This window comes from Allomuricauda sp. R78024 (genome assembly GCF_044596045.1).
Classification (GTDB): Bacteria; Bacteroidota; Bacteroidia; order Flavobacteriales; family Flavobacteriaceae; genus Flagellimonas.
Window position 1 is genome coordinate 1,543,785 of sequence record NZ_CP138995.1, and the last position, 22,313, is coordinate 1,566,097.

At 38.4% G+C, this 22,313-nt stretch carries 24 protein-coding genes; 19 read left to right on the forward strand and 5 right to left on the reverse strand.

Going from position 1 to position 22,313, the window contains the following annotated elements:
• Positions 1–98: 98 nt before the first annotated feature.
• Entirely contained in the window at positions 99–827 is a 729-nt protein-coding gene (locus SJY44_RS06870) for a rhomboid family intramembrane serine protease (protein ID WP_396591814.1), read from the forward strand.
• A 6-nt stretch (positions 828–833) separates the two neighbouring features.
• Here the strand turns inward: SJY44_RS06870 and rlmB are convergent, their stop codons facing one another.
• The 5 genes from rlmB to SJY44_RS06895 all read right to left on the reverse strand — a co-directional run bounded on the left by rlmB (position 834) and on the right by SJY44_RS06895 (position 11,530).
• Positions 834–1,565 (reverse strand): 23S rRNA (guanosine(2251)-2'-O)-methyltransferase RlmB, encoded by a 732-nt coding sequence (rlmB, locus tag SJY44_RS06875; RefSeq protein ID WP_298928958.1) that lies wholly within the window; start codon positions 1,563–1,565, stop codon positions 834–836.
• 48 nt (positions 1,566–1,613) lie between these two features.
• Positions 1,614–4,952, reverse strand: a complete 3,339-nt coding sequence (locus SJY44_RS06880; protein ID WP_396591815.1) for a VCBS repeat-containing protein — start codon at positions 4,950–4,952, stop codon at positions 1,614–1,616.
• Between the two features lie 226 nt (positions 4,953–5,178).
• Positions 5,179–6,501 (reverse strand): hypothetical protein, encoded by a 1,323-nt coding sequence (locus SJY44_RS06885; protein WP_298928952.1) that lies wholly within the window; start codon positions 6,499–6,501, stop codon positions 5,179–5,181.
• 32 nt (positions 6,502–6,533) lie between these two features.
• Complete coding sequence (locus SJY44_RS06890; RefSeq protein WP_396591816.1) at positions 6,534–8,267, reverse strand: SusD/RagB family nutrient-binding outer membrane lipoprotein; 1,734 nt, start codon at positions 8,265–8,267, stop codon at positions 6,534–6,536.
• An 11-nt stretch (positions 8,268–8,278) separates the two neighbouring features.
• Positions 8,279–11,530 (reverse strand): SusC/RagA family TonB-linked outer membrane protein, encoded by a 3,252-nt coding sequence (locus tag SJY44_RS06895; RefSeq protein WP_396591817.1) that lies wholly within the window; start codon positions 11,528–11,530, stop codon positions 8,279–8,281.
• A gap of 336 nt (positions 11,531–11,866) precedes the next feature.
• Between SJY44_RS06895 and SJY44_RS06900 the strand changes: the two genes are divergently transcribed.
• The 18 genes from SJY44_RS06900 (at position 11,867) to rplE (ending at position 22,313) form a co-directional block, all read left to right on the forward strand.
• Positions 11,867–12,646: a hypothetical protein gene (locus tag SJY44_RS06900; RefSeq protein ID WP_396591818.1), complete on the forward strand. Its 780-nt coding sequence runs from the start codon at positions 11,867–11,869 to the stop codon at positions 12,644–12,646.
• A gap of 195 nt (positions 12,647–12,841) precedes the next feature.
• Positions 12,842–13,216, forward strand: coding sequence for a 30S ribosomal protein S12 (rpsL, locus tag SJY44_RS06905; RefSeq protein WP_031445118.1), 375 nt, complete (start codon positions 12,842–12,844; stop codon positions 13,214–13,216).
• Between the two features lie 20 nt (positions 13,217–13,236).
• Positions 13,237–13,713 carry a 30S ribosomal protein S7 gene (rpsG, locus tag SJY44_RS06910; RefSeq protein WP_055397037.1) on the forward strand — a complete coding sequence of 159 codons (477 nt, stop codon included), beginning with the start codon at positions 13,237–13,239 and terminating at the stop codon, positions 13,711–13,713.
• 8 nt (positions 13,714–13,721) lie between these two features.
• Positions 13,722–15,854: an elongation factor G gene (gene fusA, locus SJY44_RS06915; RefSeq protein ID WP_298928937.1), complete on the forward strand. Its 2,133-nt coding sequence runs from the start codon at positions 13,722–13,724 to the stop codon at positions 15,852–15,854.
• Between the two features lie 12 nt (positions 15,855–15,866).
• Positions 15,867–16,172, forward strand: a complete 306-nt coding sequence (gene rpsJ, locus SJY44_RS06920) for a 30S ribosomal protein S10 (RefSeq protein ID WP_007094989.1) — start codon at positions 15,867–15,869, stop codon at positions 16,170–16,172.
• A gap of 157 nt (positions 16,173–16,329) precedes the next feature.
• The gene (rplC, locus tag SJY44_RS06925) at positions 16,330–16,947 is read left to right on the forward strand and encodes a 50S ribosomal protein L3 (RefSeq protein WP_298928935.1); all 618 of its coding nucleotides are present in this window, start codon (positions 16,330–16,332) and stop codon (positions 16,945–16,947) included.
• Positions 16,947–17,576: a 50S ribosomal protein L4 gene (rplD, locus tag SJY44_RS06930; protein ID WP_298928933.1), complete on the forward strand. Its 630-nt coding sequence runs from the start codon at positions 16,947–16,949 to the stop codon at positions 17,574–17,576. Before rplC ends, rplD begins: the two co-directional genes overlap by 1 nt.
• Positions 17,577–17,583: 7 nt before the next feature.
• Entirely contained in the window at positions 17,584–17,874 is a 291-nt protein-coding gene (gene rplW / locus SJY44_RS06935) for a 50S ribosomal protein L23 (protein WP_109661640.1), read from the forward strand.
• Between the two features lie 9 nt (positions 17,875–17,883).
• Entirely contained in the window at positions 17,884–18,708 is an 825-nt protein-coding gene (rplB, locus tag SJY44_RS06940; protein ID WP_298928922.1) for a 50S ribosomal protein L2, read from the forward strand.
• Between the two features lie 12 nt (positions 18,709–18,720).
• Entirely contained in the window at positions 18,721–18,999 is a 279-nt protein-coding gene (gene rpsS / locus SJY44_RS06945) for a 30S ribosomal protein S19 (protein WP_298928920.1), read from the forward strand.
• Between the two features lie 7 nt (positions 19,000–19,006).
• Positions 19,007–19,414: a 50S ribosomal protein L22 gene (gene rplV / locus SJY44_RS06950; RefSeq protein ID WP_163423574.1), complete on the forward strand. Its 408-nt coding sequence runs from the start codon at positions 19,007–19,009 to the stop codon at positions 19,412–19,414.
• A gap of 8 nt (positions 19,415–19,422) precedes the next feature.
• On the forward strand, positions 19,423–20,139 hold the full coding sequence (rpsC, locus tag SJY44_RS06955) for a 30S ribosomal protein S3 (RefSeq protein ID WP_298928918.1): 717 nt from the start codon (positions 19,423–19,425) through the stop codon (positions 20,137–20,139).
• Between the two features lie 20 nt (positions 20,140–20,159).
• A complete protein-coding gene (rplP, locus tag SJY44_RS06960; RefSeq protein WP_109661647.1) occupies positions 20,160–20,579 on the forward strand; it encodes a 50S ribosomal protein L16 in 420 nt (139 codons plus the stop codon).
• 18 nt (positions 20,580–20,597) lie between these two features.
• Complete coding sequence (gene rpmC, locus SJY44_RS06965) at positions 20,598–20,789, forward strand: 50S ribosomal protein L29 (RefSeq protein WP_163423571.1); 192 nt, start codon at positions 20,598–20,600, stop codon at positions 20,787–20,789.
• Positions 20,790–20,802: 13 nt separating this feature from the next.
• A complete protein-coding gene (gene rpsQ, locus SJY44_RS06970) occupies positions 20,803–21,060 on the forward strand; it encodes a 30S ribosomal protein S17 (RefSeq protein WP_163423570.1) in 258 nt (85 codons plus the stop codon).
• 2 nt (positions 21,061–21,062) lie between these two features.
• Complete coding sequence (gene rplN, locus SJY44_RS06975) at positions 21,063–21,431, forward strand: 50S ribosomal protein L14 (protein ID WP_055397059.1); 369 nt, start codon at positions 21,063–21,065, stop codon at positions 21,429–21,431.
• A gap of 16 nt (positions 21,432–21,447) precedes the next feature.
• The gene (gene rplX, locus SJY44_RS06980; protein WP_298928905.1) at positions 21,448–21,759 is read left to right on the forward strand and encodes a 50S ribosomal protein L24; all 312 of its coding nucleotides are present in this window, start codon (positions 21,448–21,450) and stop codon (positions 21,757–21,759) included.
• A 2-nt stretch (positions 21,760–21,761) separates the two neighbouring features.
• Positions 21,762–22,313, forward strand: a complete 552-nt coding sequence (rplE, locus tag SJY44_RS06985) for a 50S ribosomal protein L5 (RefSeq protein WP_298928902.1) — start codon at positions 21,762–21,764, stop codon at positions 22,311–22,313.

A 22,313-nucleotide genomic window follows, 5' to 3' on the forward strand; every position in this document is an offset into this window, starting at 1 on the left:
GTAATAACCATCTTTCAAATAAGAAGAACTTTTTAGTAAACCTGACAATTTGTGTAAATTCACTTGTATGGTCAAGTATTTGAATGTGAAATATAGTTATGACGGATAATAATCATTTCAAATTTTCTAACTGGGTTTTGTTGGCTCCTTTGCTAGCTGTACTGTCTATTTGGACCGTATTTTGGGTTGAAGTGCAATTTGGGCTCAATTTTAATGAGTTTGGGGTTTACCCCAGAAGACTTTCGGGCCTAATAGGTGTTTTGCTCAGTCCATTTATTCATGGGTCTCTAGAACACTTATATAACAATACCATTCCATTGGCGGTATTGACAGGCTTTCTGGTATACTTTTACAGACATGCCGCATTAAGAACATTGGTATTGGGCGTTCTTATCTCAGGATTTTTAACCTGGTTTATTGCTAGACCTTCATATCATATTGGAGCCAGTGGCCTTATTTATGTATTGGCAAGTTTTATTTTTTTTAAAGGGATTTTTGCCAAGCATTTTAGACTGGTGGCACTCTCATTGATTGTTGTTTTTGTTTACGGAAGTATGATATGGTATATTTTTCCAGTAAAAGAGAACATCTCCTGGGAGGGGCATCTTTCAGGGTTTCTAACAGGTTTATTTTTGGCACTTACCACGAAGGTTAGGCTTCCGGAGGAAAAAAAATACGATTGGGAAAAAGAGGGTTATAGGGAAGAAGATGATCCTTTTTTAAGTCATTTTGATGAAGATGGTAATTTTATTGAAACCAAAACGGAGGAAGAAGAGCATCAAAAAATTAAAGTGACCTATCACTATAAAAAAGATAAGGATGAATAGAGCTTTTTAACTCATACGTTGCCGTACTGCTTCATATAAGAACACTCCACAAGCTACAGAGACATTTAAAGAACCAATTTCCCCCAATAAAGGGAGCTTTGCCTTATGATCGACCAGATTAAGTATGGAGGTTGAAATACCCCTGTCTTCTGCACCCATAATTATTGCGCAGGGAGTCTTGAAGTCTACCGTGTAGATATCATTTTCAGACTTTTCTGTGGCAGCGATAACTTTAATGCCTGAAGATTGAAGGTAAAATATAGCATCTTTTAAATGGTCAACCTTTGCAATGGGAACTTTAAAGGCAGCACCTGCAGATGTTTTAACCGTATCGTCGGTAATTGGCGCAGCACCACTTTTAGGTATAATAATACCATTTACACCACAACACTCTGCGGTTCTAATAATTGCACCAAAATTTCTAACATCAGAAACTTGGTCCAGAAGCAAAAAGAAAGGACTTTTTTCTTGCCCCAATACTTTTTCCACCAATTCCTCAAAAACATGGAATTGAACAGGAGAAATATTGGCTACAGCTCCTTGATGATTGTTTTTGGTTAACCGATTTAGCTTTTCAATAGGCACATAGGAACTACTGATACCGTTTTTTCGTATTGAGGTTTCCAGTTCCCTGAACAACTCACCGCCAAGTCCTTTTTGAAGAAATATTTTATTTATGGGCTGTTCGGAATCAATCGCTTCCAGTACTGCCCGGATTCCATAGATTTGGTTGTTCATAGTGTTCAATTGAATAGAATCTTTCAGATGAAAATTTACTAAAAGATTTTACAAAGATATTTTATGTACAGACAATGGACCGTTATTAACTGTATTTATTATGAATTTCTCGTTTTTTTGATTGCTGATGATTTCAATGTCCTTGACATTACCATCTAAAAACAACCCAGATTCATTATTGGAGAGACATGTATAACCATCTTTTCCATTTGATAAAAGGATAAGACCGGAAATTGCATCAAGTCTAGGCGTTTCAACTTCCGTTTCATAAATATTTCCCACGGGAATTACATCTTCATATCCATCACCATTTATATCGATAAAAACACAATCCAAAAGTGGAAAAGATTGGCTTTCGGCTGGGAGAAGCACTTTTTCAAAGCTTAAATCTCCTTTATTGATAAGGATTGTTGAGTTGAATTCCGTAACGCTACTCTCATAGGAAGCATTTAATTTTTCTCCATAAATATCAACTAGACTGGCGTTGGCAAATTCTGAGTAAGTTTCAAATTTATCTTTTATAAAGGGCATTTGTTGAGATGAACATTCCCTTCCTCTTACGGGTACATAGGTGCCATTATATTTTTTGCTCAATACAATATCATTGGTGCCGTTTTCATCAAAATCGGCAGCATATACCTTAAAAGGTTTTTCAGAAGAGGCTTTAAACTTTATATTAAGTCCGGCATTTCCAATAATATAGTCTTTAAGGCCATCATTGTTCACGTCGGTTTCACTGACAGAAAACCACCAACCTTTTTCGTTTAAAACTGGGACGTTCTCCCCAATCCTTTCAAAGGTGCCTTGTTTGTTTATGAAAACACCAATACCCGTCCATTCACCAACCACGATAAAATCTTGCCAGCCATCATTATTAATATCTGTAACCTGTAAATCGTTTACTATTCCAAAATCTAAAAGCCCTGGAACAACTTTTTGCGTTACATCAACAAGTTCTCCTTCCATATTTTCGTATAGCACCGATGATTGATGGTTAGGGTATTTTTTGGGAACAACCCTATTCCCAACTAGAATGTCATTATCTCCATCTTTGTCATAATCAATTATGGATACTGTTTTGCCATTTTTTTGGTAAGAGCTTAAAACTTCGCTGTGAAGTCTGTTAAACTGCCCATTACCATTGTTTATATAAATTCTATCTGCATGATATGATGAATGTTCGGCAAATTCATTTCCTCCACTTACCACATATAGGTCTAAGTCTTTGTCTCCATCAAAATCAAAAAAGACAGACTCCATGTCTTCATAATTGGCATCGTCTGAGAGGGCAGGGGAGTTGATCTTTGTAAAACCATGCTCCGATTGAAGATATAACTGCCCAGATTGCCCAGAGGCGCCTCCTACGTGTAAATCTAATAAGCCATCATTGTTTATATCTCCTTTGGTTAAAAACGGGCCTAAATTAGATTGTTTGTATGGTAATAGAATTTCTTCTTCAAAATCATCATAAGCGTTTTCGCTATGGATAAAACCCAAACCTAAACCAGTTGCACTAACTTCTTGGAAATATTTGGATTTTCCTTGAGGCCTTTTAATACTAATATCAGCTTCACTTTCATTAAAGGACATTGTTGTATTTGAGGGGACGTTGAATTTTTGCTCCATTTTGCCAGATTTCCAAAAAATGGTAACCGTATCAATGGTTTTTTGATTACCTACGCCAAATAGTGCGTTGTTTTCTTGTGATGACCGGTAACCTCTTACCCTTTTTATTTCGATTATCTGAGAGTTTCCCCCAACGTCTATTTTTACTTTGGCAAATTCTTCAGATAAATCTCCATTGGCAGTCACTTTTAAGTAGTTGCCTTTTTTTTCTTCTATAGATGTGTTTTGATATAGAAATGCATTCTCATCTATATTATTGATAACAAGGTCCAAGTCCCCGTCATTGTCTAAATCTCCTGAGGCCGCACCATTGCTAAAGGAAAAATCATCTAATCCCCAATCGGAAGAAACATTGTCATAGCTTAGGTCTGACTTTCTTTTGTAGAGAATATTTGGCAACTTTTCCGATGGCATAGATTCATAAAGCCTTCGTTTTACATCCAAAGGAACATTTGAGCCATACTTTTGCCTAGCTTCAAACACCTGTCTTTGAAGGTCATTATCAAGTGCATAACGTCTATAACCGTTAGTGATGTGTATTTCTTTATGTCCATCAAGATCAAAGTCGTTCATAAGCACAGACCAGCTCCAATCTGTGTTTGCAACACCTGATAATTGTGCAATATTGTTGAACTTTGAATCACCTATATTCTTCTGCAATGAGTTATACATGTATTGGTGCTGGAAATCTGCCTTATTCACTAAGTAGTCAAATCTTCCTGTGCTCATAGAGGCCATGAGCGTTTTTGAACGTACGTGGTCGTTTGCAGCCATGTCCAAAACAAAAATATCCTGTAGGTTATCATTGTCTAAATCGGCAATATCAATACCCATCCCATAAAAGGAAATTTGGTTTGTGGATTCTTTTATTTTGTCTGAAAATGTCCCATTTTGATTGTTTATATAAAGCGCATCAGGAAGGTAATAGTCGCTTGCCATATAAATATCCATCCAACCATCTTCGTTGATGTCTGAAATTGTTAACCCCAATCCAAAAATTGGTTTTTCTAGCCCCGCAATTTTAGTGACATCCACAAACTTCCCATTATCGTTGCGGTAAAGATGTGAGGAGTTAAAATATATATTGTCTGGATTGGCTTTTAAGAGCCTTTGAAGGTTGATAGGGTCCACACCATAAAGCTCATTTTCGTTCATTACCAGACAATCTAAATCGCCATCCTTGTCAAAGTCGAAAAAGGCGGATTGTGTGCTAATTCCCATATCAGCAAGGCCGTATGTTTCTGCACTTTCAGTAAACGCACCGTTTTTTTGATTAATGAAGAGTAGGTTTTTACGATTTTCTCTAGTATTGGGGCCTCCTTGAGATATGTAAATATCCATCCAGTTATCTCCATTGATATCAACAAATGTGATACCATTGGACCAATTTTTCCCAGTATTAATGTTTGAAGTTTCGGTGGCGTCTTTGAACTTTAAATTACCTTCATTAATATAGAGTTGATTGGCTACTTGGTTTCCACAGAAAAAGATATCTAAAAGGCCATCATTGTTTAGGTCTTCAAGCCCAACTCCAGCACCATTATAAAAGTAATCGTAGTCAAATAGGTTTTGCATTGTTGCTACATCATGCTCAATAGTGTTTGAGAAATTGATGCCACTTGCTGTTGTCTCCAACCTTTCGAATACTGGACTTTCCTTTTCGGTTTCAGGTTTTTCAATTGTACCCTGATTGTCTTTTGTTTTGTCACCACAGCTTACGAGAAGAAAAAGTAAGAGTGTTATGTAAAAAACCTTAATCATTTAATTCAACCAATTTTGATGAAATATAAACTAATAATTCAAATTTTAAACGTAGGCGGCTATAAAAGTGGGGTGTTACAAAGTTAAACGGTTTCTTTTGAAGATAGTCGGCACTTAGTGTTTAAACTTATCTAGGAGTTAAGATAATCGCGTATTTCAATTTTAAGTATAAAAAAAGGGCATCTTAAACAGATGCCCTTTATATGAAATTATCTAATGATAAAGTTTACTCACAAACAGCTATACCAACTGTACCAACAACAGGGCCTAAGGCTCCGCCATTATCTACAGCAGCTTGGTTTCCATTTGGATCGGCAATATTATAGGAATGCTCAGATTCAAAGGCACCAGGAACATAAGAGACCACTAATGAAGTAGCACCCTCTGGTACAGTGAATTTACTATTTCCTGAAGAACCATTTCCAAGCGTAAAGGATGCTGCACTACCGCCATCAATAGACACAGTAATTTGAGCTCCATCCCATCCATCTCCAAAACTATCGAAGAAATTGATGGTGTATTCACCTGGGAACGGTGCATCTGCGTTCAACAATGTACATTCTAGAACATTGATTTGAACATAATTTTCCGTATCGGGTGCATTAGTTGTTACTATTCTGCCATCTGCAGTCTCAAATTCGAAACGTAGATTGAATTCATCATTTATTCCTAAGTCAGCAAACGTTAGCGTAGCACCATAAAGCTCCTCAAGTGTACGAGTGAATTCAACAGTTCTTACACCATCTGCGTCAGAAGTAAGACTGGAAATATCATAGCTGATCAACTCTGCTTCGGCTTCTGAAAGATCTGGATCTCCATCTTCGATGGTCCTGTCAACGAACTCTCTGAATATTGTTAGCGTGTTAAGCAAAGCTCCATCAGCTCCATCATCAATTCTAATCTGAACAGAGTAGATATCATTAGTTGCCGTTGGGGCAATATTGATACCAGTCTTGTCAGCAACATTGATACCATCGTTTAGAAATGGCAATAGAAGGCTAATGCCATCATCAACCGTTTCAGTATAACGATAGGGAGAGCTAAAGAAAGAACCTCCACTTACATTACCCGTGGTATCTTCGTTTTTAAATGATCTACCATCCGTAAGGAAAAGTTCCATGTCCACTACAAATTGATCACCTGGCAATACTTGCGTAAGAGGTATACCAACTGCAGTAAGAAACTCTGCCAAAGTAAGGCTGTAATCAAAAGTTGGAAGCCCATCTAACTCACCAAATTCACTAGCAGCAATAGTTGCAAGGGCAGCACCGGAAACAGAATCATCATCAGTACCATTGTTGTCCACATAACTTCCTGTAATCTCAACACGATCTAAAAGGGCTCCACCTTCTGCATCTTGCTCTTGAATACTAAAGGACAAAACACTTGCTGTGTCGAACATGTCCAAAGAACCAGATGAGTCCAAGGTTCTCAAGACTGCACCGGCTGTTACAGTATCCTGCACCAGTAAAGTAATCTTGTCGTCCTCACTACAGGCAGTAACAAAGACTGCCATGGCCAACAGGACATATATCTTAAAATTTTTCATGAAATTAAATTTTATGTTCATTGCTCTTTTTTTTAGTTGGCCACAGGGGCACTTGGGTTAGTATCCCAGAATACGGGCTGTGTTTGATCCGTTTTTTGCGTGATATTGGAATTCGTATTCACAGCATTTGCAGGATAATACATGGATCTAATAAAAGTACCTGGGTCAGGCTCTAGGTTTGGCTGTAATGTTGTTGGGAAACCTGTTCTTCTGTAGAAGTTGTAGGGTTCAACACCATTTCCAAAATGAGCAATAAAGAACTGCTCTGCCAAAACATCCCATTTTCCATCTATGTCAGCGTCGTCAAAACGAATTCCAACCGTTGTGTTCATGTATAAATCGATAGCAGCCTCTGAAGGTTCAAATGAAGTATCAGCTCCAGCTACTCTTCCGGATAGGAAAGCCTGAACCTTAGCGATAGATTTAGAAATACCAGCCATCATAAATGTACGAGCACCTCCTGTATTTCCAGCTGCCAGTGCCATCTCTGCTCTCATAAAATCCACGCCAAAAGCTGTCAATAGGTTGGTGATGCCTGTTCCGCCTCCACCTGAAGATGGGTTAATAGCTTGGAAACTGTCATCATCAAATCTACCACCAACTGGATAAGTACCGTAAGTAGCTCTCAACAAACCATCTGGTGGAATACCATCTGCTTCTCCATGTGCTCTACCCCAAAAACCGTTTGGTAAAAAACAGAAATCTCCTCCAAATCCTGCATCAAGATAATGTTGCGGTGGAGTCTCTAAAGAACAGTTTAATAATTCTTCATTTGGCGCTATACCAGCTCCTGGAACTGCCGAAGTCTGTCTGTAAAAGTAGTAACGAATCCTTGGATCATCTGTAGTATCCATCAATTGCATCAACCAGTTTGACATATACTCCCCAGCACCTGCTGCTTGATAGTTAAGTCCATATCTAGGATGTCTGGTATCTGGCTGTGTGGCACTAGCCGCTGGCCAGCTATACAGGAAATCATCTGCAGTATCGGTGATATAGTTACCGCTGGCAATGATTGCATTAAAACTAGCTTCTGCGTTTGTATCCACCAATCTACGTTGTAGATAGATTTTTAGTTTAAGCGTATTGGCCGCATTCACCCATTTGTCATAATCATTTCCATAAAAGAAATCATTAGCTGGATCAGAGGAAGGTGAGCTATTGAAATTAGCAATTGCATCATCTAAAAGCAGCAACATGGCATCATAAATGCTTGCTCCTGAATCCAAAGCAGGGTTAAAATTCTGCTCCGCCCCTTGAATGATTTCGGAGTAAGGAACATCACCGAAGAAATCCACCATACTGATCATCAAATACGCCTCAATAAACTGGGCAATACCAATGTGTCTAGTTTGTTCTGCAGCTTCAGCCAATGGTGTCATAGCGCGAATATCCGCAAGAACACCCCTATAGGCATTGATCCATTCATCGTTCATGTCACTATCTTGATAAACACTTTGGTAATTTCTACCATTCATGTTCACAACACGTGTCATCTCCATGCCCAACTCATTAAAACCATCCCCGGTGGTATTACCACCTGACTGGAAGTTGTCGTTAAGGTCAAAATCGGCATCACCTTCATACTGTCTTACAAAATCCTCCTGAATAGAATTCAAGAAGAAATCTACACCCGCTTGATCGGGGGTAAGCGCATTTGGATCTAAGGTAATGTCGAGCTCTGTAGTCTCACAAGAGGTGAATGCAAGCAATCCTCCCAAGACCGTCAAAGTCATATACTTATTTATGTTTCTCATTGTTTTCATTGTTATAATTCTTAGAATGTTGCTTTTACACTAAACCCGTACCTTCTTGAACTTGGTCCGTTGATAAAGTCAAAACCAAATCCGTTACCTACTCCAGTACCATTGGTGTTAGGATCAAAGTTTGCACCTTTTGGTGTATTTATTGCTCTGTACCAAAGGTTATTACCAGATACCGTGAATGTAAGTGCACCAAATGGAGTCTTGTCCAAGAATTTAGATGGCAAGCTGTAGCTAAAAGAAGCTTCTTGCAATCTAACCGTTGTGGCATCATACACTTGCAATTCATTAGGACCAAATAAAAGGTTACTAAAGAAATAGGTAGAGTTGTTAATCTGTCTGTTGTTGACATTGCCATTGGCATCAACACCAGGTAGAATAAAAGTATTCTCTCTATCTATAGTTTCAGTAATCAATCCTCTACCCAACAATGTAGAAATGGTAGATGAATATACATCTCCTCCTTGAGTGTAGTTCCATTGAAATCCGAAAGTAAAGTTCTTATAAGAAATACTGTTTCTTACGTTAGCTACCCAGTCTGGGTTTGGATCACCAATAATACCATCATTTGGATCCTGAACGTAGTTACCATCAGCACCTACAACAAAATCACCATTGGCATCTGTCAAAATTTTACTTCCAAAGAATACACCAAAAGCCTCACCTTCTATAGCAGCGTTACCTAAGTTAGAAAAACCAGAGAAAACTACTTGATCAGTATCCAATCCAAGATCATTTACCGTAGTCTCATAAGCGGTAAAGTTTACGTTGGTCGACCAATCAAAGTCACCTTCTTCTTTTCCTCTTATCCAGTTAACTCCCAAATCCAGCTCAATACCTTCAGATTCAATCTCACCAATATTGGTAGCAGTAATTGTAACTCCAGTTGCTGGATCCAATGGTCTGTCCAAAATCAAATCATTGGTTTTTCTCTGATATACGGAAGCATCCAATGTAATTCTGCTATCCCACCATCTAGACTCGATACCAACTTCGATTTCTTGTAAAGTTTCAGGAGATAAGTCTGGGTTTCCAAGACGTATACCTGTGGTGTTGGTCACTATATTTTGACCAGAACTATCTTGTGCATCTTGAGTATCCAATGTTAAAGTATTCGCTACTGGGAAATTAGAAGTCAGTACATCAAAGTTTGCAGAAACTCCAATACCACCACGAATCTTTAAGTAGTTAAGCACATTTTCTGATTTCAGACCATCAATTGCCGCAGTTGGTATGAAAGAAATACTTGCAGAAGGATAGAACTGTGAGCGGTTATCTTTTGAGAAGTTAGATACCCAGTCATTTCTACCTGCAAGCGTTAAATACAAAAAGTTGTCATAATCAAAATCTGCTTGCGCATATACACCAGCAATATTTCTTTCAGACGTTTGCTGAATTTCATTTTGGTTCAAGAAGTTGAAGTGTCTTAATACTCCAAATACTTGCTGACCATCACTGGCAACACCTTGCTGATTGAATTCCTCTCTTCTTGTAGTTGCTCCTATGTTGAAAGTAGAACCAATCTTTTCAGTGATGTCATAATCCCCGTTCAACACAAGGTTGTGATCCCAAATAGTATTGGTATTGTTCCATGTTTCATAGATACCACTGGCCAATCTTACATCTCCAGAGTTACTGTTGATACCACCTTTGTTTTGAAAGTTCGTATTTGCTTCACTATAAACATCAATACCAGCACGGTAAACAATGTTTAGGTTGTCGTTAAGCTCATATTGAATCGTTGCCTGACCGAAAACCCTGTTGGTTTCCTGATTTGTCTCTGCGTTGTTAACGGTCCAAAGTGGATGTTGAATAGAGTTGTTCTGTCTGTAGTATACACTGCCACCAGTAACTGGGTCTTGAAATGGAAGCCCTTGAACATCTATACTCCTTGGAGTAAACCAAAGGTCACCAAATACGGAAGAACCTGTTCCCGTAGCACCGTTACCTTGACTTAAAGCAACTGGAGGTGAAATGAACTTGGTTCTTGCATAGTTCAATGTACCATTTATAGTAAACTTGTTAGATAAGATAGCACGACCCCCAACAGAAAGTGTGTTTCTGTTAACACTGTTGTTTGGAGTAAAACCATTATCCTTAAGGTAACCATAGTTCATATTGTATCCAACTTTACCGTCATCAGAAGTTCCTCTAACGTTAATAGATGTATTTGATACAGTACCTGTTTTAAAGAAGTTTTTTACACTGTCATAAGGTCTCCAATCGTAACGAGCTCCCTGAAATTCTGGGAATGCTGCTTGGATACCTGCAGTGGAAGTTGAATAAGGATGAGCAAGCGTTGCATTTTCATCAATTGCAGGCTGATTTCCATATCCTGAAGCTCCGCCTTCTGCGAATGCAGGACCCCAGTTACTAAAGAACCATCCGAAGTTTTGATCAAAACCGTTACCATAAACATCTTGGTAATCTGGAAGTGAGGCAATCTCGTTAAAGAAAACCGAAGAATTAACAGTGATTTCTGTTTTCTTAGGACCTTGCGTAGTTGAACCACCTTTAGTTGTGATCAAGATAACCCCGTTACGTCCCTGAGAACCATAAAGTGTAGCAGCGGCAAGTCCTTTAAGAACGTTAACGCTTTCTATACTGTTTGGGTCCAAATCCAAGAACCTACTGGAACCGTTGTTACCATTTACGAAATCTTGACGAGATCCGTTTCTTCCTGAAGGGTTGGTATCCGTACTGAAAGGAACACCATCAACAATAAATAGTGCTTGGTTACTACCACTAAAAGTTGTTTGACCTCTAATGATAATATTGGTACCAGAACCTGAAAGACCACTTTGCTGGGTAATCTGTACCCCAGAAGCTTTACCTTGAAGTACACGAGCAACATCACCTTCAGCGCGTTGTTCAAGCTCTTCGGAACCTACTTCGGTAACGGCATAACCCAATGCTTGTTTCTCTCTTTTGATACCAAGAGCCGTCACAACTACTTCTTCAAGAGCTTGAGCGTCCTCCTGCATTTGAACGTTAACTACGCTCTCTGCGCCAACAGTCCTTCTCGCGGGTTTTTGCCCTATGTAAGTAAAAAGTAGTGCTTGACCTTGACTTGCACTAATAGCATAGTTTCCATCAAAATCTGTTTGAGTACCGTTAGTGGTACCTTCAACGACAATGTTGACCCCAGGCAACGGAAGTCCATCAGAATCCGTCACATTACCTGAAATCGTCTTGTCTTGTGCAAATGAAATTTGCACAACAAACGCCAATAACAGCGTTAACAATCCATTAAGTTTTGTTCTCATTTTAAAATTATTTGAATTAGCTAGGCGCTAAAATCATAATTTCATGTTAATAATCCAAACTAATTTTACTAAATTTTTAAGACAATGTTTTTAAATGCGTTAACCGTAAAATGATTCTTCATAATTATCAACTCTTTAATTAAGGGTATTAAAAATTATATTGAACGTAAATTCCCCTTATTTTAACATTGCCTAAAAAGTAGTTTGAAAACGACTGGAGTAGTATATATTGTATTTTAACATCCAGTTTAGGGGTCTTGTTTGTTAAAGATTATGGATGAATATTAAAAGACAATTTTAATTTGTAAATTATACCTTAATATATATACTACTATCATGAAGTTGATTTTACACGGAATTACATTCTTTTTGTGTTTTACATATTCAATAGCCCAACAAAGTGCTAATGTTCAGCCTGGCGTTATTGGTTCATACCAAAAAGGTTTGCAGGGTATAGGCCCTGATTTTGGGAATAATCCGGCATCTGAAAATTTTTATAATCAAATGCGGGATAATCTGGCCAACATGGGGATTGAGCAAAAAATTGAGTTGGAAGATATTGAAGGGTCTATATATTTAGAAGATGAATTCGTGTTAGGCACAATTTTCTTTAATAGTGATGAAGAAAGCAAAATGTATATGCGCTATAATGCATTTAATGATGAATTTGAGATTAAGAAATCGAAGCTTGAGAAAGATGAGACCCTTGCGCTGTTAAAAGATGCTGATATTTCATGTTCCTTGAATAATGATAAATTTAAATACGCAACTTTCCTTAATGATAAAAAGGTGAAGTCTTATGGTTATTTAAAAATGATATATTCCACGGATAATTACAAACTGTTTGAACAGAATAAGAAGTTGTTCAAAGAAGGCAAAAAAGCAAAGACATCACATGCCGTGTCTTTTCCACATCGTTTTGTGGATGAAACCAATTACTATATTTCAATGGGTGATAATGACCCCGTGTATGTTAGTAGAAACAAAAAAGAATTGGTTGATTTGTTTCGAGCTGAACATCAAAAGGAAATCAAGCAATTTCTGAAAGAAAAAAATGTGGACCTAAAAAGTAAAAGTGGGTTGGTAAATCTGGTGGCTTTTAGTGGAACATTGTAAAACAGAAATAGTAAAGGAGTTTTTTGCTCCATATTCCCTTGTTATCTAGGGCTTTCCATTTTCTTTATTCGTGTTCATTTTGGTTTTTTAAGATAGATTGCAAATTTAATCTGTCAAGATTTGAATTATTCCGAAATATCACTACATTTGCAGCCCTCAAAACGAGGGTTGTTTTGATTTTTAATAGAAATTTTAATGCCAACAATTTCACAATTAGTACGAAAAGGAAGAGTCACAATTACCAAGAAGAGTAAATCGGCTGCTTTGGATTCGTGTCCTCAAAGACGAGGGGTTTGTACGCGTGTTTATACAACTACACCAAAAAAACCAAACTCTGCAATGCGTAAAGTTGCAAGGGTAAGGTTAACAAATGGTAAGGAAGTTAACGCATATATCCCTGGTGAAGGTCACAATCTACAAGAGCACTCGATAGTATTGGTTAGAGGTGGAAGAGTAAAGGATTTGCCAGGAGTTAGATATCATATCGTCCGTGGTGCATTGGATACTGCAGGTGTTGCAGGTAGAACACAACGTAGATCTAAGTACGGTGCAAAACGTCCTAAAAAGTAAATAACTTTTAAGAAGAAGTAATGAGAAAAAGACAGGCAAAGAAAAGGCCATTGTTACCGGATCCAAGATTTAACGATCAGTTGGTAACACGTTTCGTAAACATGATGATGTGGGATGGTAAGAAATCAGTTGCTTTCAAAGTTTTTTATGACGCAATTGATATCGTTGAGGAAAAAAATACTGACGAAGAAAAAACCGCTTTGGAATTATGGAAAGATGCACTTTCCAATGTAATGCCACATGTTGAAGTAAGAAGTAGAAGAGTAGGTGGTGCTACATTTCAGATTCCAATGCAAATCCGTCCAGATAGAAAGATTTCTACTGCGATGAAATGGTTGATTAGTTACTCAAGAAAGCGTAATGAAAAATCTATGGCGCAAAAATTGGCTGCAGAAGTTTTGGCTGCTGCAAAAGAAGAAGGCGCGGCGGTTAAGAAAAGAGTAGATACTCACAAAATGGCGGAAGCCAATAAAGCATTCTCTCACTTTAGATTCTAGTTGGTAAAATGTCAAGAGATTTAAAATTCACAAGGAATATAGGTATTGCAGCGCATATTGATGCTGGAAAAACCACTACTACAGAGCGTATTCTTTTTTACACGGGTGTAAGTCATAAAATAGGTGAAGTACATGATGGTGCTGCCACTATGGACTGGATGGAGCAAGAGCAGGAACGTGGTATTACCATTACCTCGGCCGCAACTACTTGTACATGGGAGTTTCCTATAGAAAATGGCAAGCCGACAGAAGATACAAAAGGATATCACTTTAATATAATAGATACTCCCGGACACGTTGATTTTACCGTAGAGGTGAATCGTTCATTACGTGTTTTGGATGGCTTGGTTTTCTTGTTTAGTGCGGTTGATGGTGTTGAGCCACAGTCAGAAACTAACTGGAGATTGGCTGATAACTATAAAGTGCCACGTATAGGATTCGTGAACAAAATGGACCGTCAAGGATCTAATTTCTTAATGGTTTGTAAGCAGGTGAAAACCATGCTTGGTTCTAATGCTGTTCCAATTGTATTGCCAATAGGAGACGAGGCTGATTTTAGAGGAATTGTTGACTTGGCTAAGAATAGAGCTATAGTTTGGCATGATGATAATTTCGGTTCAACATTTGATGTTGTTGATATTCCGGAAGAAATGAAAGCTGAAGTTAAGGAGTATAGAGCTGCTCTAATTGAAGCCGTTGCGGAGTATGATGAAGAGTTGATGGAAAAATTCTTTGAGGATGAAGATTCTATCACTGAAGAAGAAGTTCATGCGGCACTAAGAGCAGCGGTAATGGACAGGGCTATCATTCCTATGATTTGTGGTTCTTCATTTAAGAACAAAGGAGTTCAGTTTTTGTTAGATGCTGTTTGTCGTTACTTGCCATCACCTATAGATAAGGATGATATTGTAGGTACTGACCCTAATACGGGTAACGAAATTACCAGGAAGCCTGATGCAAAAGAACCATTTTCCGCTTTGGCGTTTAAAATTGCTACTGATCCTTTTGTAGGTCGTTTGGCATTCTTTAGAGCATATTCAGGTCGTTTGGATGCTGGTTCCTATATATTGAACAATCGTTCAGGTAAAAAAGAACGTATTTCTCGTATTTATCAGATGCATTCCAATAAGCAGAATGCCATTGATTATATAGAAGCTGGGGATATAGGTGCGGCCGTAGGGTTTAAGGATATTAAGACTGGTGATACCATGTCGGCTGAGAAGCATCCTATTATCCTTGAAAGTATGGACTTTCCTGATCCGGTAATTGGTATTGCTGTTGAACCTAAGACTAAGGTTGATGTAGATAAACTAGGTATGGCTTTGGCTAAATTGGCTGAAGAAGACCCTACTTTTCAGGTAAAAACAGATGAAGCTTCAGGACAGACTATTATTTCTGGAATGGGTGAGCTTCACTTGGATATTATTGTTGATCGTTTACGTCGTGAGTTTAAGGTTGAAGTAAACCAAGGTGAACCACAAGTTGAATATAAAGAAGCACTTACTAAAATGGCTGCTCACAGAGAAACTTATAAGAAGCAATCTGGTGGTCGTGGTAAGTTTGGTGACATTGTATTTGAAATGAGTCCTGCAGATGAAGATTTCGAAGGAACAGGACTTCAGTTCGTAGATCAAATTAAAGGTGGTCGTATTCCAAAAGAATTCATTCCATCAGTTGAAAAAGGATTTGCAGCTGCAATGAAAAACGGACCTTTGGCTGGATTTGAAATGGATACCATGAAAGTGGTATTGAAAGATGGATCTTTCCACCCTGTGGATTCTGATGCACTTTCTTTCGAATTGGCTGCAAAAATGGGTTATAAAGCTGCGGGTAAAGCTGCTGGCGCTGTTGTTATGGAGCCAATCATGAAGATTGAGGTAATCACACCCGAAGAGAACATGGGTGATATTGTTGGTGACCTGAACAGAAGACGTGGAACAATCAGTGATATGAGTGATAGAGCTGGTGCTAAAGTTGTAAAAGGTACCGTTCCACTTTCGGAAATGTTCGGGTATGTTACTTCCTTAAGGACTTTGTCTTCAGGTAGAGCAACGTCAACTATGGAATTCTCACATTATGCAGAAACTCCATCGAATATATCAGAAGAGGTAATTAAATCAGTAAAAGGGGTAACCGCTTAATTTTTTAGCAAGATGAGTCAAAAAATTAGAATAAAACTTAAATCTTACGATCACAATTTGGTGGACAAATCTGCTGAGAAAATCGTAAAAACGGTGAAGACAACCGGTGCTGTGGTTACTGGGCCAATCCCATTGCCAACACACAAGAAAATATTTACGGTTTTACGTTCACCTCACGTGAACAAAAAATCAAGAGAGCAGTTTCAATTGAGTTCGTACAAACGCTTGTTGGATATTTATAGCTCTTCATCAAAAACTATTGACGCGCTTATGAAGCTTGAGCTTCCCAGCGGTGTTGAAGTTGAGATAAAAGTATAAGTTTAGTTCCCGTGCTGTTATAGACGGGAGACATGTCCTGAGCGTTTCGCAAGGGAAAAACGGAGAAAGAAAGAATCTGGGTCAGAGGATTTTCTTGACCCAATTTTTTTGCCAAGAAATTGGTGTAATAAAAAGTAAACAATTAATAATTATATATATGTCTGGGTTAATAGGAAGAAAAATCGGTATGACCAGCATCTTCGACGAGAATGGAAAGAATATTCCATGTACCGTTATTGAAGCTGGACCGTGCGTGGTTACCCAAGTCAGAACCGAAGAGGTCGACGGGTACAGTGCCCTTCAGCTTGGTTTCGATGACAAGGCAGAAAAACGTGCAAACAAGGCTGAACTAGGTCATGTTAAAAAAGCAGGTGCTTCTCCAAAGAAGAAAGTCATTGAATTCCGAGATTTTGAAGGTGAACACAAATTAGGGGACACTTTAGGTGTTGACCTTTTTGTAGAAGGTGAATTTGTAGATGTAATAGGTACATCAAAAGGAAAAGGTTTTCAAGGTGTCGTTAAAAGACATGGTTTTGCCGGTGTTGGTCAAGCGACCCACGGTCAGCATAACAGACTAAGAGCTCCTGGTTCTATTGGTGCAGCATCTTACCCAGCTCGCGTTTTCAAAGGAATGAAAATGGCAGGTAGAATGGGTGGAGGAAGAGTAACAGTTCAAAACTTGAAAGTATTGAAAGTGGTTGCAGAGAAAAACCTTATTGTAGTAAAAGGTTGTGTTCCTGGTCATAAGAATGCTTACGTAACAATTGAGAAGTAATGAAGGTTGCAGTTTTAGATATTAAAGGAAAAGAAACAGGAAGAAAGGTTGACCTTTCTGACGATGTTTTCGCTATAGAGCCTAATGAGCATGCCATCTATTTAGATGTTAAGCGATATTTAGCGCACCAAAGACAAGGTACACACAAGGCTAAGGAGAGAGCCGAGATAGCAGGTAGTACAAGAAAGATTAAAAAACAGAAAGGAACTGGTACCGCAAGGGCTGGTAGTATTAAATCTCCTGTTTTTAGAGGTGGTGGTAGAATTTTTGGCCCAAGACCAAAAGATTACCAGCAAAAATTGAACAAAAATGTTAAGCGTTTGGCAAGAAAATCAGCCTTAACATTAAAGTCAAAAGACAAAGCTTTAGTGGTTGTTGAAGACTTCAATTTTGAAGCTCCAAAAACCAAGGATTTTAAAGCGTTTTTGACCTCTCTGGGAATAGAAAATAAAAAGTCTCTTATAGTGTTGGGCGATTCAAATAATAATGTATATTTGTCGTCGCGCAATTTGGAGCGTTCCGAAGTTGTAACAAGCTCAGAATTAAGTACTTACAAGATTATTAATGCTGGTAAGGTAGTGCTGACTGAAAGTGCTTTGGAAGGAATAGAATCGAACCTAAAGAAATAAGAATATCATGAGTGTGTTGATAAAACCAATCATTACGGAAAAAATGACCGCAGACAGCGAGCTTTTCAATCGTTATGGTTTCTATGTTGACCCTAAGGCCAACAAACTTCAGATCAAAGAAGCGGTTGAGACTACCTATGGTGTTTCTGTGGACAAAGTACGTACCATGAACTATGGTCCAAATCGTAAGAGTCGCTATACAAAAACAGGAATCCAACACGGAAAAACAAATGCCTTGAAAAAAGCAATTGTTGATGTGGCGGAAGGCGATATTATTGATTTTTACAGTAATCTATAAAGACGAGAAATGTCAGTTAGAAAATTAAAACCGATAACCCCTGGACAGCGTTTTAGAGTAGTAAACGGATTTGACGCGATTACTACTGATAAGCCGGAGAAAAGCTTGCTTGCTCCGTTAAAAAAGTCTGGTGGTAGGAACAGTCAAGGAAAAATGACCATTCGCCATAGAGGTGGGGGTCATAAAAGAAGGTATCGTGTTATCGACTTCAAAAGAGATAAGCATGGTGTTGATGCTACTATTGTTTCAATCCAGTACGATCCTAACAGAACTGCATTTATTGCACTAGTTGAATATAAAGATGGTGAGAAGAGATATGTAGTTGCTCAAAATGGAATGCAGGTAGGTCAGAAGGTTTCTTCTGGTACCAAGGCTGCTCCAGAAATTGGAAATGCACTTCCTTTAGGTGAAATTCCATTGGGTACCATTATTTCCTGTATCGAACTAAGACCTGGTCAAGGAGCTGTAATGGCAAGAAGTGCAGGTACTTTTGCACAGTTAATGGCAAAAGATGGAAAGTTTGTTACAATCAAATTGCCATCTGGTGAAACACGTATGATATTGGCCAATTGTTTGGCTACTATTGGAGCTGTTTCTAACTCTGACCACCAACTGTTGGTATCTGGTAAAGCAGGTAGAAGCAGATGGTTGGGTAGAAGGCCAAGAACTAGGCCAGTAGCTATGAACCCTGTCGATCACCCAATGGGTGGTGGTGAAGGAAGGGCTTCTGGGGGTCATCCAAGATCTAAGAACGGTATTCCTGCTAAAGGATTTAGAACTCGTTCTAAGACAAAAGACACAAATAGATATATCATAGAACGTAGAAAGAAATAAAAGTAAAAGCAAATGGCACGTTCATTAAAAAAAGGACCTTACGTTCATTATAGTCTGGAGAAGAAAGTCCAGAACAATATAGATTCAGGTAAGAAAACGGTTATCAAAACATGGTCTAGAGCCTCAATGATAACACCAGATTTCGTAGGACAAACCATAGCGGTGCACAACGGGAGGCAATTTGTTCCTGTTTATGTAACTGAGAATATGGTAGGTCACAAGCTTGGAGAATTTTCACCTACAAGATCTTTTAGGGGTCATGCGGGAGCTAAAAACAAAGGAAAAAAGTAAGTAAGCTATGGGAGTTCGTAAAAAACAAATGGCCGAAAGGTTAAAAGAGGAGAAAAAGCAACTTGCTTTTGCAAAGCTTAATAACTGCCCTACCTCACCAAGAAAGATGCGTTTAGTAGCTGACTTGATTAGAGGAAAACAGATAGAAATGGCACTTGCAATTTTAAAGTTCAATTCAAAAGAAGCTTCTAGAAAATTGGAGAAACTTTTACTTTCTGCAATTGCTAACTGGGAGGCTAAGAATGAAGATGCAAGTATTGAAGATGCAGATCTTTTTATAAAGGAAATCCGAGTGGATGGTGGTACTATGTTGAAAAGATTGCGTCCAGCACCACAAGGTAGAGCACATAGAATTAGAAAACGTTCCAATCATGTTACCATGGTTTTGGAATCTAATAACAACGTTCAAAGCTAGAGTATAATATGGGACAGAAAACCAATCCGATAGGAAATCGCTTAGGAATTATCAGAGGATGGGAATCCAACTGGTACGGCGGTAAAGATTACGGCGATAAGCTGGCTGAGGATGATAAAATAAGAAAATACATCCATGCACGTTTGGCAAAAGCCAGTGTGTCTAGGGTTATTATTGAAAGAACTTTAAAGCTTATTACCATTACTATTACTACGGCAAGGCCAGGTATTATTATTGGTAAGGGAGGTCAGGAAGTTGATAAGCTTAAAGAAGAGCTTAAGAAAATTACTGGTAAAGAAGTTCAAATCAACATTCATGAAATCAAAAGACCTGAGCTTGATGCCAATTTGGTAGCGGCAAGTGTTGCTAGACAGATTGAGAGCAGAATTTCATACAGACGTGCTATTAAGATGGCAGTTGCAGCAGCAATACGTATGAATGCAGAAGGTATCAAGATTCAGATTTCTGGACGTTTGAACGGAGCTGAGATGGCACGTTCAGAGTCTTACAAGGAAGGAAGAATTCCATTGTCAACTTTCCGTGCAGATGTGGATTATGCTTTGCATGAAGCGCATACTACATATGGAAGATTGGGGATAAAAGTTTGGATAATGAAAGGTGAGGTTTATGGTAAAAGAGAACTTTCCCCATTAATAGGATTGTCCAAAGGTCAAGGAAAAGGCGGCAAACAAGATGGTAAAAAACCACAACGTCGTAGAAAGTAATAAGATAAAGTAAAGGTAAAATGTTACAGCCAAAAAGAACAAAATTTCGTAAAGCCCAGAAGGGACGTATGAAAGGAGACTCCCAAAGAGGGCACCAACTTTCCAATGGAATGTTTGGTATTAAGTCCTTGGATTCACACTTCATCACTTCCCGTCAGATAGAAGCTGCACGTATTGCTGCGACAAGGTACATGAAAAGGCAAGGTCAACTGTGGATTAAAATATTCCCGGACAAACCTATTACAAAAAAGCCTCTTGAAGTACGTATGGGTAAAGGTAAAGGTGCTCCTGAATATTTTGTTGCAGTTGTTAAGCCAGGAAGAATCATGTTTGAGGTAGCTGGAGTTCCAATGGACATTGCAAAAGAAGCATTGAGACTTGCCGCGCAAAAATTACCAGTGAAAACTAAGTTTATCGTAGCAAGGGATTATTCCGCTTAATTTTTTATTGAGAAGAAGATGAAACAATCAGAGATAAAAGAACTTTCAATTGAAGAGCTAAAAGAAAGGTTAGCTGAACATAAAAAACAACACGCTGATTTGAAAGTAGCGCATTCAGTTACTCCTTTGGAAAATCCTTTACAAATAAGAAAAACGAGAAGGACGGTGGCAAGACTTGCAACAGAATTAACAAAAAGGGAATTACAATAATTGGTTCTGCCTTATGGAAAAAAGAAATTTAAGAAAAGAAAGAATAGGGGTTGTTACCAGCAACAAAATGGAGAAATCGATTGTGGTTGCAGAGGTAAAGCGAGTAAAACACCCTATGTACGGTAAATTCGTTTTGAAGACCAAGAAGTATGTTGCCCATGACGAAAAGAATGATTGCAAAGAAGGTGACACTGTTAAAATAATGGAAACAAGACCATTGAGTAAGACTAAATGTTGGAGACTGGTTGAAATCCTTGAAAGAGCTAAATAATTATGTTACAGCAAGAATCTAGATTAAAGGTCGCGGACAACACTGGTGCAAAAGAAGTTTTGACCATCCGCGTACTTGGGGGAACAAAAAGAAGATATGCTTCATTGGGAGATAAGATCGTAGTTACTGTTAAGGAAGCTGCCCCCAATGGTACTGTAAAAAAAGGTTCTGTTTCAACAGCTGTTGTGGTTCGTACAAAGAAAGAAGTAAGAAGACCAGATGGTTCTTACATCCGTTTTGATGACAACGCGTGTGTGTTATTGAATCCTACAGGTGAAATGAGAGGAACTAGGGTTTTTGGACCAGTTGCCAGAGAGCTTAGGGACAAACAGTTCATGAAGATTGTTTCATTAGCTCCAGAGGTGCTTTAAAAGAAATATCAGAAAGATGAAGTTGAAAATAAAAACAGGGGATACGGTAAGAGTCGTTGCGGGAGACCACAAAGGCACTGAAGGTAAAGTACTTCAGCTTGACCGTGAAAAGAACAAAGCTATCGTAGAAGGAGCCAACATGGTTTCTAAACACGAAAAGCCAAGTGCAAAGAATCCTCAAGGAGGAATTGTGAAAAAAGAAGCTCCTATCCATATCTCCAATCTTTCGTTGATCGATCCAAAATCTGGAGAGAACACACGAGTAGGGTATGAAATGAGAGATGGAAAGAAAGTTAGATTTGCGAAGAAATCCAATGAAGTAATTTAGTTATGAGTTACATTCCAAGATTAAAGACAGAATATAAGGAACGTGTTGTAAAAGCATTGTCCGAAGAGTTTGGTTACAAAAACGTAATGCAAGTTCCAAAGTTGGAGAAGATAGTTGTTAGCCGTGGGGTTGGTGCTGCTGTATCTGACAAGAAACTTATTGATCACGCGGTTGATGAGTTGACAAATATTACCGGGCAAAAAGCGATTTCTACCCTTTCAAAAAAGGATGTTGCTTCTTTTAAATTGAGAAAAGGTATGCCAATTGGTGCCAAGGTAACTCTTAGAGGAGAAAGAATGTATGAATTTTTAGATAGATTGATTACATCTGCACTTCCTAGAGTAAGAGATTTTCAAGGAATAAAGGCTACAGGTTTTGACGGAAGAGGAAATTATAGCCTAGGCGTTACTGAGCAAATCATTTTCCCAGAAATCAATATTGATAAAATCAACAGAATTAACGGTATGGATATCACATTCGTTACTACTGCGGAAACAGATAAAGAAGCAAAATCATTGTTAACCGAATTGGGATTACCCTTTAAAAAGAACTAA